Origin of the sequence: Flavobacterium kochi (assembly GCF_048286715.1) — a bacterium.
Classification (GTDB): Bacteria; Bacteroidota; Bacteroidia; order Flavobacteriales; family Flavobacteriaceae; genus Flavobacterium.
This window is the reverse complement of sequence record NZ_JBLVPW010000015.1, coordinates 13,422-26,101: the sequence shown is the minus strand read 5'-3', so window position 1 is coordinate 26,101 and position 12,680 is coordinate 13,422. Positions and strand designations below refer to the sequence as shown.

Sequence of the window (12,680 nt, the reverse complement as noted above, 5' to 3'; positions counted from 1 at the left end):
TATAATTTTAAAAAAATTTAATTCTTGATAAATAATGCGGAAACATTTCTTGCCAAACAGGCCAATCGTGCTTTCGTTCCTGACGAATATCCAACCAATGATGTATATTTTTGTCACTTAAAACCTTGCTTAATTTTAGATTCGCATCGAAACAAATATCCCAATTTGAAGTTCCAAGAACGATGTCCATATTCCACAATTCCTGATCATTAAGTCCGTATAAATAATCTTCAGGACTGTTGTAAAAGACATCATCGTTATGAAAACCGTCCATAAAATTTTTAATATTAAAAGCACCACTCATAGAGAACACATGGCTTACATAGCCAGGATGTCGAAAAGCGAAATTCGCGGCATGATACCCGCCAAAACTGCAACCCGCCACTGCAACTTTACTTGAAGAGGTATTGTTTTTTACTTTTTCAACGATTTCATGACAAATCATTTTGTCATATCGAACATGATTTTCGATGCGATGTACAGGATGAATTTGTTTGTTGTAAAAACTGTCTTTGTCAATACTGTCTGGGCAAAATATTTGGATTAAACCCTGCTCAACATACCATTTTGCGGAATCAATCAAACCCATATCTTTATTTTCATGAAAACTCCCCATAGAAGTAGGAAATAAGATGACAGGATATCCTGCATGTCCAAAAACCAGCATTTCAATATCTCTACTAAGATTTGGTGAATGCCATTTGAAATATTCTTCCTTCATATTGTTTATTTTTAACAATTATAATGAAAAAATTCAAGCAAATGGTATAAATAGTTTTACTTAACTAATATTTATTATAAAAATCATTGCGATTATCAAATCGTAATTAAATTGTAATATTTAGAACAATAGGGGGCTGTTTTTTAAATTATAGACAATAAATCAAGTTGATTTAACATATCGTTATTTTCTAAACAGTAACAACCAAAAACAGTTTAAATCGGATTAAATGGTTTGATTAATTTCAAACAATTGGACTTGGCTTTTTAATCTTTCGATAAGCATGCTCATCATCCTTTTGTTGATATTGGAAGAGTTTTTTATGTACTCAGCGTATTCATCGGCTGTAAATAGCGCAATTATCATTCCCTTTAAAGAATTTCTAAATTTTATATCTTTTTGAATGGCATTTTCTATAACTGATAATTTTTTTTCAGCAGTATAGCCATAAAAATCAACTTTATTTTTTGCTACATAATTAATGAATGAAGCTATAAATAAATCGTTTTGCAATTTCAAAATTGGCCTAAGTACTTCATTTTGAAATGATTCCTCTATTGTAGATTGTGTCGTTACGGAACCAATTACCTGACCTCGGAATTCTTTTAAAAAAGTATCGCGTTCGTTCATAGTTTTTTCTTTAAAAATAAAGAAAATAGCCATAAGAAAAGTTTATTTTTGCAGATATAAAGAAAAATTATGAGATTTCACACTAGAAAATGGGTAAAACCAGAAGACTTGAACCCGAACGGAACCTTATTTGGAGGCAAATTATTGGCTTGGATTGATGAGGAATTAGCTTTGTACACCATTATCCAATTAGAAAACACAAGAATCGTCACCAAGCATATGTCTGAAATAAACTTTAGAAGTTCAGCAAAACAAGGTGATATTATAGAAATTGGTATCGATGTTGTAAAATTTGGAAATTCTTCGCTTACGCTAAAATGTGAAGCTAGAAACATGATGACACGCGAAACAATTATCACAATTGATCATACCACAATGGTAAGTTTGGGGTCAGATGGAAAACCAAAAGCACACGGAAAAACAGAAATAGAATTTGTTAAGGATCGTTTATAATTAGAGTAGATTTTTTCCTTTAATTTGAAAACCGGTTAAGGATTTCAATGAGATATCAGTGCCTTTTTTATTTGCGAAAATCGGATCATGATAACAAGCAGCTATCACATCACAACTAACGCTTCCTGCGAAACCTTGTGCGGAATTGGACTCCTTAGAACTCGTTTATTTTAATTCTTTTATTTTTGATTCATGGCACTTTCATTGATCCCTTCAAAAATTTCCAAATCGAAATATTTTACTGAAGCAATAATATGATCAAATATGTCAGACATGATGTATTCATAATTTTCAAATCTTTTGTCATGTGAAAAAGCATAAACTTCCAGAGGGACGCCATTGGAAGTGGATTGTAATTGCCTACAGAGCATAATCATATCCTTATTTAATCCTGGATAATGATGAAGATACTGGGTAATGTATTTTCTAAACAAACCTAAATTAGTTAAATTACGTCCATTGATTGCCAATGATTTATCTATTTTATTACTAGAATTAAAATTATTAATTTCTAATTTTCTAGTATCAATATAATCTGAAATCAGTTGTATTTTCTTTAACTCATTTAATTCCGCTTCTTCTAAAAAACGAATACTGCTTGTTTTAATAAGAATGTGTCTTTTTATACGGCGCCCATCAGAATTAAGCATTCCGCGCCAGTTTTGAAAAGAATCAGAACTTAAACTGTATGTAGGAATAGTGGTTGTAGTATTGTCAAAATTTCGAACTTTTACCGTAGCAAGATTTATTTCGATCACATCCCCATCCGCGCCGTATCGATCCATTGTAATCCAATCACCGATACGAACCATATCGTTTATAGCGACTTGAACACTGGCAACAAAACCTAAAATAGTATCCCTGAAAATTAAAATAACCACAGCAGAAACCGCTCCCAAAATGGTTAGAAGATCTTTTGTTTTAATGCCAAATATTTCAGAAATGATAACAACAACTCCCACCATCCAAAACACGATCATGATAATCTGAATGAAACTATCAATGGGTTTGTCGCTGTATCTTGGGATTTGCTTAAAATAATCACGTAACGCATTGAATATCGTGCGAATAATCCACAAAATCAGCAATACAATATAGACGCCTACGGCTGGTCTGAAAATGTCTTCCCAATATTCATAACGGTCCAGAATTATGGGAACTGATTTGTAAATAAATAAAAACGGAATTAGATAGGCGATGTATTTCGCTGTTTTATTGGTAACCAGTAAATCATCAAATTTAGTTTTTGTTTTTTTTGCAACAATGGCCATAACCGTTACTAATACAAGACGAAATATTACATAGATAACATACGCCATTACACACAGCAGGGCACTGTTTATAATCAAACTCAGATAAGAAGCAAAGCTGCTTCCCAAACCCCATTTTCGGAAGATAGGATATAGAAAAGTGAATATTTTTTCTATGAATTTATACATTTTTCAAGTATTTCTTCTCCATGTAAAAAGTGCCAAAAGGAATTATTGAGGCAAGAGAGATAATTCCAATTTTTTTAAAGTCCCAATTCTCTCTAAATTTCAATAGTATCGCTACTATAATGTAGGTTACAAATAACAGTCCGTGAGCCATTCCTATCGGAAATAAAAGTGCTTTGTAAAGAACTAAATTTGTAGGTTTTACAATAAGCATATTTGAAAATAAAACCAAATAGGAAACCCCTTCGAGAATAGCAACAATCTTAAAAAATCTAAGCATAAAAATTAAATTAGTCTATAAAAGTAAAAAAATAGGTTTTGAAAAACTGATTTGCCCATTTATTTGTGGCAAAATTAAGGATTATCATTGATTAAGGATGTATTCATTCCTAAAGTAATTTACTTTTGTATTCTTAAACTTTGATAATGAGCAAACGCGATTTAAAAAAATATTTAGCTGAACTTAATAAAGAGCAACTCGAAGAACAGATTATCGAATTGTACGAGAAATTCAGCTCCGTAAAAGTCTATTATAATTTTGTTTTTAATCCAAAGGAAGAAACACTTTTGCAGGAATGCAAACTCAAAATTTCAAATGAATATTACCCTTTGAAAAAAGCTGGCAGACGCAGCAAACCTAAAATGAGGCGTTCCGTTGCCCAAAAATACATCAAGCATTTCATTCTTCTGGGAGTAGACCCGTTTATAATTGCCGATGTGATGCTTTATAATATTGAAATTGCCCAAACATTCTCATCGGACCATATTATAAAACAAGACTTATTTTTCAAAAGTATGTTCAATTCTTTTGAACAAGCAGTCATTTTCTTGATTGCAAATGGGATTCTTAACGATTTTAAAACAAGAATAGTGGCGATTCATAACAAAACCAAGCTGCAAAAATGGTATAACGAACCCGAATTCAATGCAAGTATAGATCGATTGGGATAGTAAGTTGCTTCATAATTCAATTTTATTTAATCAATCCTATTTTTTTTAATTAAAATTGACAATTAAACTGTTTTTTAGGCGTATTTTTGCAAAAATCCAACAATAAGCAATGTCCCAAAACACTTTAGAAATAGAAATAGAAGACAAAAAAGAACTTTATGCATATCAAAAAGGCGACATCGACGCCATATTTGAACGCATAGATAATGCTCCGCCACAACATCATCTGTTATATCAATTGCCTACTGGCGGTGGAAAAACAGTAGTGTTTTCGGAAATCGTGCGTCGTTATTTATCGCAACATGATAAAAAAGTAGTGGTTTTAACACATCGAATTGAGTTGTGTAAGCAAACTTCAAAAATGTTGAAAGGTTTTGATGTAAAAAACAAAATCATCAACAGTAAAGTAAAAGAACTTCCGGACCAAAACGATTATTCTTGTTTTGTTGCTATGGTAGAAACTTTGAAAAACAGAATCAATGACGAAAAATTACATTTAGATAATGTAGGATTGGTAATCATCGATGAGGCGCATTATAACTCCTTTAGAAAATTATTAAGCTCTTTCAAAAATGCATTTATATTAGGAGTTACGGCAACACCTTTAAGTTCGAATATTAAATTACCAATGCATGAAAGCTACGATGAATTAATCGTTGGAGACACTATTAGTTCTTTGATTTCAAATGGCTTTTTGGCAAAAGCAATAACCTATAGTTATGATGTTGGTTTGACTTCATTGAAAGTAGGTATCAATGGTGATTACACTGTTAAATCATCGGATGATTTATATACCAATATGGCGATGCAGGAAAAATTATTGCATGCTTATACCGAAAAATCTTTGGGCAAGAAAACCTTGATTTTCAACAATGGTATCAATACATCTTTATATGTATATGAAACTTTTAGAGAAGCCGGTTATGCGATTCGCCACTTGGACAATACCAGTAATAACGAGGAAAGAAAAGATATTTTACATTGGTTCAAACATACACCTGATGCAATTTTAACATCAGTTGGAATTCTTACCACCGGTTTTGATGAGCCTACTGTAGAAACCATAATATTAAACAGAGCAACAAAATCATTGACATTGTATTATCAAATGATTGGTCGCGGTTCCAGAAAACTTCCTAATAAAGATACTTTTAACGTTATCGATTTGGGAAATAATGCAGCACGATTTGGATTATGGAGCGAGCCGGTAAACTGGCAACATATCTTTAAATCACCGGAGTTTTACCTTGAAAATTTACGTGATGATACTGAAATTGAATTGTATTTCAAATACAATATGCCACCGGAAATACGTACAAAATTCAGCAAAACTGAAGTGGTGACTTTTGATGTTGATGAAGAGCACAAACTCATCATTGCACAAAATTTACGATCTAAAGTGGTTCTTGAAAAATCGTTAGAACAACATGCTGCCATGTGTGTTGATAATTCTGAAACCTTGCAAGAAGCCAAAGCACTAGGAAAACTGTTAGATGACGATATTGATTGTCGTATCAAACGCTATTCAAAATGTTTGAGTCAGTGCAGCAAAAATTACCGCGAGTGGCTTGTTGACGATTACAAATTAAAATTGGTATTGTTAACTGGTAAAAAATATCGTGAAAAAATTATGAACGAACCAGATTGACTAATAGAGATGCACTGCAGTGCATCTCTTTTTCAATTAAAATGACGTTTACAAAACAACTTTTTTATAAAATTATAAAGTCAAAAAAAATGCCAAAAGAATTCTCTGATTTAGGAATTTCAGCACCCATATTAAAAGCGATTACCGAATTGAAAATTGTTGTGCCAACAGAAATTCAGCTAAAAACAATTCCGTTACTATTATCAAATACTACGGATTTGGTTGGACTTGCTAAAACAGGTACAGGAAAAACTGCGGCATTTGGATTGCCAATTTTACAATTAATAGATGTTAATTCTCCTGTAGTTCAAGCAGTAATTCTTGCTCCAACGAGAGAACTTGGACAGCAAATATTTAAGAATTTAGAATCTTTTGCTAAATTCCTACCCGAAGTTTCCATTGCTGAAACTTGCGGAGGAATTCCAATCAAACCGCAAATAGAAAGACTGTCGTTACCGACACATATTGTTGTTGCGACGCCAGGACGTTTGATCGATTTGATTCAGCGGAAAGCTGTAAACTTAAAAGAAACTAAGTTCCTAGTGCTGGATGAAGCCGATGAAATGGTTACGATTTTGAAAGAAGGCTTAGACGAAATCATTGCCGAATTACCTAAAAATCATAATACTTTTTTATTCTCGGCGACCATGCCCGGTTCTATAAAACAGCTAATTCAGAACTACTTGAATAAAAACGTGGTTCAAGTTAGTGCTAATATGGAAACGGTAGGAAATCAAGGTATTGATCACGAATATATTGTAGTGAATCCAATTGAGAAACTCGATGTTTTGATGCATTTTTTAAATACTAAAGAGGGCGAACGCGGGATTATCTTTTGTAAAACTAAAGCTGCGGTCAATAAATTAGCCAAAAATCTTGCAATCAATAGATTTTCATCAGGAGCATTACATGGTAGTTTATCACAAGGAATTCGGGATAGAATCATGGAGCAGTTCCGCGAAGGGCATATCAATATATTAGTCGCTACGGATTTAGCGGCAAGAGGAATTGACGTAAAGGAAATTTCTTATGTTGTTAATTATCATTTACCGGATGTTTATGAAACTTACGTTCACCGTAGTGGAAGAACAGCAAGAGCAGGAGCAAAGGGACTTTCATTAACGGTGCTACAGCCAGAAGAAGCTGTAGAAATAGCTGATTTTGAAAAAGAGTTGGGAATAAAATTTGTGGAATTTAAAAAACCATCTGTTGCCAGCATAGAAGAAAATAACACACTATTGTGGGCAAAACAAATCTTTAAAACCAAGCCCAATCATGATGTTGCACCGGAATTAAAAGAAAAGATAAAAACGGTCTTTCATCATTTGACTAAGGATGAATTAATTGAAAAATTATTGGCTAACTATATACTTCAAAACAAAAACGAACCTCTAGAAAAGCCAGTTAAAAAACTAAAAAAGAACTAATATTTAAAATTTTTTAATAATTGATATTTTAATAACATCCCTAAATAGTGCATATTTATGGATGTTTTTTTAATTTTGTACTATAAAAATACTATATGGAAATTATAATAATAGGAGGAGGATTTGCAGGATTAAATCTTGCTAAAGAACTAGTAAATGAAACAGGAATTAATGTAACGCTCGTTGACAAAAACAACTATAATTTCTTTCCCCCACTTATTTATCAGGTTGCTACCGCTTTTTTAGAACCCTCAAGTATCAGTTACCCTTTTCGAAAATTTTTTTCGGGAAAAAAAAATCTGCAATTCCGTCTGGGAAATTTACTAAAGGTAGTGCCTTCCGAAAATAAAATTATTCTTAACAATGGAGAATTAAAATACGATTACTTAGTTTTTGCCACAGGTGCTGAAACCAGTTATTTTGGAATGGAAAACGTAAAGAAAAATGCTATTCCGATGAAAACGCTCAATGATGCTATTGTAATGCGTAATACATTGTTGAAGAATTTAGAAAAAGCAGCCATTTGTAAAGACATCCGCGAACGCAGAAAACTCTTAACTATCGTAGTTGCCGGCGGTGGACCTACAGGTGTTGAAGTTTCAGGAATGTTTGCTGAGATGAGAAAAAATATTTTGCTAAAAGAATATCCGGAATTAAGTACTACAGCAAGTAATATTTATCTAGTTGATGGAGCCAATGCTGTATTATCTCCAATGAGTAAAGCTTCACAGGAAGATACCTTGGAAGCGCTAACAAAATTAGGCGTTGTAGTAAAATTAAATAATACGGTTGTGGATTATATTGACGATACGGTATATTTCTCCAATGGTGAAACGATTCAAACTAAAAATTTAATATGGGCAGCAGGAGTTTCGGCTAAAGTTTTTGAAGGAATTCCAGCCGAAAGTTATGGTCGTGGGAAAAGAATGGCCACTGATGCTTTTAATAAAGTTAACGGTACTGAAAATATCTTTGCTATAGGAGACACTTGTATTCAGCTTACAGATGCAGATTTCCCGAATGGTCATCCACAAGTGGCACAAGTTGCTATTCAACAAGGAATAAATTTGGCAAATAATTTTAAACTAATGAAACAAGGCAAGTCCTTAAAACCTTTTAAATATAAAGACAAAGGATCTATGGCTATTATTGGAAAAAATAAAGCTGTAGTTGATCTACCCAAACCAAAAATGCATTTTAAAGGATTTTTTGCTTGGATAATATGGCTATTTATTCACCTTATTTCATTGATAACGTATCGCAACAGGATAAAGACATTCTTCAATTGGATGATCGCTTATTTTGCAAAAGATCAATCTTTACGTATGATTATCAGACCTGATAAAAAAATAAAATCAGAACCAAAACAATAAAATTAAATTTTTAATTAATGAACTATCGCAATTCCTTCATCGTGAGAAGTTGCAATAGTTTTTTTTATGGTTCGTTTTCCGATAGTTAAAATTGCAAAAGCAGTAATAGTTGTGACTGTCATAATCACAACCATTGGCAACATAGAGTCTTTTACAAAAATACCTACTGCAAAAGATGCCAAAGCTCCCAATCCTAATTGAATAGCACCCATTAAAGCAGAAGCGCTTCCCGCATTTCTTGAGAAAGGAGCAAGAGTAAGACCTGCTGTATTGGGACTTGAGATCCCTAAACAAGCTAAGAATAGGAATAGCATAGCAATCGTTTCATATAAACCCAAAAGACCATTCATTGCCAAAATAAGGAATAAAATGCTAACGATTGATTGCGTAATCAATGCACCATAAATCATTTTCTCACTTGTGAATTTTTTTAATAGTAATGAATTAAGTTGACTGGACCCTATAAAGCTTAACGACATAAAAGCAAATATCCATCCGTACGTTTTAGCATCCACTTTGAAAATGTCCATAAATAAAATAGGTGAAGCGGCTACGTAAGTAAATAACCCTGAGAAAGATACAGCTCCGGTAAAAGCATAGGTATAAAACTGAGGCTCTTTTACTATACTGATGAAATTTGCAATAATAGGTTTTGGTTTTAATGAAATTGAGGTATCTGGTTTAAACGTATTTGGTAAACCAATTTGAGCTGATAAAAGAATTAAAACTCCCATGCACATTAATATAAAAAAAACGGTATGCCAGCCATAATCAGCAGTTATATAACCTCCAATTGTAGGTGCTAGCATTGGCGAAAGCCCAACAACTAACATCAATAAAGAAAAAACTTTAGGAATGTCTTTCACAGGAAATAAATCCCGAACCATAGAAACTGAAGCTACAGTCGCTGCACAACTTCCGATAGCCTGAATAAAACGTAAACCAATGAACGTATCAATGTCCTTCACAAAAACACATCCTAATGACGCTAAAATGTAAACTAACAATCCTAAAAATAAAGGTTTCTTTCTGCCAAAACGGTCTAATAATGGACCATAAAGTAATTGTCCCGCCGAAATCCCAATAAAATAACTGGATAAAGTCATGGAGACATTAGCAACGGAAGTATTTAAATCCTTTGCAATTCCCGCAAAACCTGGTAAATACATGTCAATTGAAAATGGACCGAGTGCGGTTAATGAACCTAAAATTAGAATTAATTTTATATATTTCGCTTTTGTGATTGATTTATCGGTCATCAAATTACTTTTTAATTTTTTTGCAAAGGTAAATATTTAAGATGTGAATCGAACCACTTTCTTCCGTAATATTACGCATTGAAACGGCATGGAAAATATCAAAAAGGACTGTTTTTTGTCACTTTTAATATTCTAAAAAATAGCAATCTAAATATTGATTAGGTACGTTTCCTTGTAGATTTTTTGATAAACATCTTTGCTAAACATAAAAAGTTGAGAAGGTCTTTTTGAAACCCCCACTTGTTTTTCATCTAACTCAATAATGTATTTCTTTGTTAACAGTTTTCTCCTAAGATTTCGATTATCTATTTCATTTCCCAGTATGGATTCATAAGTGTCCTGCAATTCCTTGAAAGTGAATTTATCGGGCAGAAGTTCAAAAATGATAGGTTTATGCAATGCTTTTTCTTTTAAATCAGCATAGGCTTCATTGATAATATCCCTATGATCAAATCCTAATTCTGGCAAATAATTTACCGGAAACCATTGCGGTTTATGTTGGTTATTCTCTAAATTAACCTCTTGCGTTTTTAGTAAAAAGTAATAGGCTATGGTTATCGTCCTCTGATTAAAATTTTCGTTTTTTGCCCAAATAATATCTTTTTCATTAATCAAACGATTTGGGTCTCCAAAAACTTTAAATTGTTTTTTATATACATTATCAAGTCCCGTTAACTCCTTCAAGACCCTGGTAGCGGTTTCATCTATAGTTTCATTTTCAAATGTATGGTATCCTGTCAGGACATAATCGTTAACTAAAGGTTCACGATTTTCCTTAGATTCTAAATAACGTTTTATCAATAATACGTTAAGTGACTTTGTATTGACATCAAGCCCAAAAACGACGCAGTCTACAGATATATTTGGAATTATTTTAGGCATCATAAGATAAGGAAGAGTATAATTAATTTTTTAAAGATTATAATGTTTTACACAACCTTTAATAGTGCAAAACTAATGATATTATTTGTAATAATATATTTTCTGTAAGACATCTCTGTTTTTACATTAAACGTCACTCATACGTTTTATTTAATATATAACAAATTGAATAATATTTATTAAAAAACTATCTTATTTCCTTATAATTTACTAATATTAAATATTTATTTGCTATTTTTTATTTAAAATTAAAAAAAAATAATACATTTGAAAAATAATAATCAAAATGACTCTTAATATTAATAACAATAACCATAATTATAAACTCAAATTTTATGCAATAAATAAGTGAAAGGATAAAACACTTTGCAAGTACTAAAAAATGAACTATTTAAAAAATCTAACAGCAGTTTTTATCAACTTTTGAAATACCTATAATTTTTTTTTCAGCCTAAATTTTAATATACATCTACATGCAAAAAGCCTTTTTTATATTCTTTTTCTCAATTGCATTCATGCACACCCATTCACCGGTGGTTATAACTAATTCCAATTTTTCGTTAGGAACAACTGGTCGCATCGGAGTTGGACTTTCTCCAAATGGTGAAGGGAATATGTGGAAACCTTTGAATCTTTCAGGCCAAGGTTCATTAGGAGGACGGATGGAGCAAAACGACTATGTCGATATATTACCTGCCCTACATTTTACTCCAAAAATTATTGGAAAAGACAGCACAAACGTAACTTTTTAGATGCGTTTAGGAATGTACGCTGCCAACGGGCAGTTTGTTGGAAATGTAAGTTCTCGTTCAAATGGCGGATTGACCTTTATCCTACCCGAAGCTTATATTGAAGCAAGAAATATTATGGGAAGCAAATGGTCGGCTTGGGTGGGATCCCGTTTTCGTCGCTATGATGATATTCACATCAGTGATTATTTTTATTTCGATGACCATTCAGCCCAGGGTTTTGGTGTAAGCCATAAAAATACCGAACTGACAATGTTAATGCCCGCTTCATCTGATTCAACAGGAGTTTATCCTTATAACTATCAGGTTACAGTTGCCGGCGCAGCAAATCCGGCCATTCGCCAACGTATGGTTTGGACAGCAGAACATAGTATTCACTTGAAAAACAATGATGTAATTAAATTTCTGGGTGAATTTCATTATGTTTCTGCCAGTTCAAAAAATGCTTCTAAAAAATATCCATCCGATAACGGTTGGGTAGCCGGAGTAAAATATAATAATTCGCTCAAAACGGCTTTGCCGGGTTCGTTCAATCAGTTTTCTGTTCGTTATGGTTCGGGAATTGCAAATGGAGGTGATAACGGAAACACTTTTACTTGGGCTACTTATGGTGCCCCTGATTCAGAAGGAAAATATTCAAATGCCTATTCCTTCACAATGGTCGAACATTTTCTGCTAAATCTCTCCCAAAAATTGAGCATCAACGGCTATGGTGTTTATACAAAAAGCAAAGGTGGTTCTGCCAGTACTAATACTGATGAGTATTTCAACGGAAATCAGTTGTACAATCAAAAAACAGATTTTGTAGTAGGCTTCAGAAGTCTTTTTTATGTAACTAAGTGGTTGCACTTAATTGAAGAAGTACATTATGCCGTGCGAAAAGACGGCGATAACCCTGAGGCAAACATATGGAAATTTTCTTTTGCCCCGACAATTGTACCATTAGGAAAAAAAGATCCCTGGAGTCGTCCTCACATCCGTCTTGTTTACACGGTGGCTCACTACAACGATTACGCAAGAGATCATAATTACTCTCCGTATTTACAAGTGAATCAGAAAAGTTGGGGCTCTTTTGTTGGAGTAAAAACAGAATGGTGGCTTTTTTAAAAATGAAAATCTATAAAATCTATAAAATATAAATAAATTTAAAT

General features: G+C 32.7%; 13 protein-coding genes. 7 read left to right on the top strand and 6 right to left on the bottom strand.

From position 1 onward, the window contains the following. Window positions 1-7 precede the first annotated feature (7 nt). Both ACNQGH_RS13980 and ACNQGH_RS13975 read right to left on the bottom strand, forming a co-directional pair. Complete coding sequence (locus ACNQGH_RS13980; RefSeq protein ID WP_417956633.1) at window positions 8-721, bottom strand: esterase family protein; 714 nt, start codon at window positions 719-721, stop codon at window positions 8-10. A 225-nt stretch (window positions 722-946) separates the two neighbouring features. Continuing rightward, a complete protein-coding gene (locus ACNQGH_RS13975; protein ID WP_417956632.1) occupies window positions 947-1,351 on the bottom strand; it encodes a glyoxalase in 405 nt (134 codons plus the stop codon). A 69-nt stretch (window positions 1,352-1,420) separates the two neighbouring features. On the opposite strand from ACNQGH_RS13975, the gene ACNQGH_RS13970 reads away from it, so the two are divergent. Next, entirely contained in the window at window positions 1,421-1,804 is a 384-nt protein-coding gene (locus ACNQGH_RS13970) for an acyl-CoA thioesterase (RefSeq protein ID WP_417956631.1), read from the top strand. A gap of 179 nt (window positions 1,805-1,983) precedes the next feature. On the opposite strand, the gene ACNQGH_RS13965 is transcribed toward ACNQGH_RS13970, so the two are convergent. Both ACNQGH_RS13965 and ACNQGH_RS13960 read right to left on the bottom strand, forming a co-directional pair. Then, a complete protein-coding gene (locus ACNQGH_RS13965) occupies window positions 1,984-3,243 on the bottom strand; it encodes a mechanosensitive ion channel family protein (RefSeq protein ID WP_417956630.1) in 1,260 nt (419 codons plus the stop codon). Further along, a complete protein-coding gene (locus tag ACNQGH_RS13960) occupies window positions 3,236-3,520 on the bottom strand; it encodes a DUF3817 domain-containing protein (RefSeq protein ID WP_417956629.1) in 285 nt (94 codons plus the stop codon). The genes ACNQGH_RS13965 and ACNQGH_RS13960 overlap by 8 nt, the downstream gene beginning before the upstream one ends. A gap of 146 nt (window positions 3,521-3,666) precedes the next feature. On the opposite strand from ACNQGH_RS13960, the gene ACNQGH_RS13955 reads away from it, so the two are divergent. The 4 genes from ACNQGH_RS13955 to ACNQGH_RS13940 all read left to right on the top strand — a co-directional run bounded on the left by ACNQGH_RS13955 (window position 3,667) and on the right by ACNQGH_RS13940 (window position 8,639). Then, a complete protein-coding gene (locus ACNQGH_RS13955; protein WP_417956628.1) occupies window positions 3,667-4,191 on the top strand; it encodes a DUF6155 family protein in 525 nt (174 codons plus the stop codon). 109 nt (window positions 4,192-4,300) lie between these two features. Further along, window positions 4,301-5,839 carry a DEAD/DEAH box helicase gene (locus tag ACNQGH_RS13950; RefSeq protein WP_417956627.1) on the top strand — a complete coding sequence of 513 codons (1,539 nt, stop codon included), beginning with the start codon at window positions 4,301-4,303 and terminating at the stop codon, window positions 5,837-5,839. A gap of 89 nt (window positions 5,840-5,928) precedes the next feature. Then, window positions 5,929-7,266 carry a DEAD/DEAH box helicase gene (locus ACNQGH_RS13945; RefSeq protein WP_417956626.1) on the top strand — a complete coding sequence of 446 codons (1,338 nt, stop codon included), beginning with the start codon at window positions 5,929-5,931 and terminating at the stop codon, window positions 7,264-7,266. 95 nt (window positions 7,267-7,361) lie between these two features. After that, window positions 7,362-8,639 carry an NAD(P)/FAD-dependent oxidoreductase gene (locus ACNQGH_RS13940; protein ID WP_417956625.1) on the top strand — a complete coding sequence of 426 codons (1,278 nt, stop codon included), beginning with the start codon at window positions 7,362-7,364 and terminating at the stop codon, window positions 8,637-8,639. Window positions 8,640-8,653: 14 nt separating this feature from the next. Here ACNQGH_RS13940 and ACNQGH_RS13935 read toward each other — a convergent pair whose 3' ends face one another. Together ACNQGH_RS13935 and ACNQGH_RS13930 are read right to left on the bottom strand one after the other, a co-directional pair. Beyond that, the gene (locus ACNQGH_RS13935) at window positions 8,654-9,883 is read right to left on the bottom strand and encodes a multidrug effflux MFS transporter (RefSeq protein WP_417956739.1); all 1,230 of its coding nucleotides are present in this window, start codon (window positions 9,881-9,883) and stop codon (window positions 8,654-8,656) included. Between the two features lie 162 nt (window positions 9,884-10,045). Further along, on the bottom strand, window positions 10,046-10,783 hold the full coding sequence (locus tag ACNQGH_RS13930; RefSeq protein ID WP_417956623.1) for an NUDIX hydrolase: 738 nt from the start codon (window positions 10,781-10,783) through the stop codon (window positions 10,046-10,048). 470 nt (window positions 10,784-11,253) lie between these two features. On the opposite strand from ACNQGH_RS13930, the gene ACNQGH_RS13925 reads away from it, so the two are divergent. Continuing rightward, window positions 11,254-11,532, top strand: a complete 279-nt coding sequence (locus tag ACNQGH_RS13925) for a hypothetical protein (RefSeq protein ID WP_417956622.1) — start codon at window positions 11,254-11,256, stop codon at window positions 11,530-11,532. After that, window positions 11,533-12,636, top strand: coding sequence for a carbohydrate porin (locus ACNQGH_RS13920; protein ID WP_417956621.1), 1,104 nt, complete (start codon window positions 11,533-11,535; stop codon window positions 12,634-12,636). Window positions 12,637-12,680 lie beyond the last annotated feature (44 nt).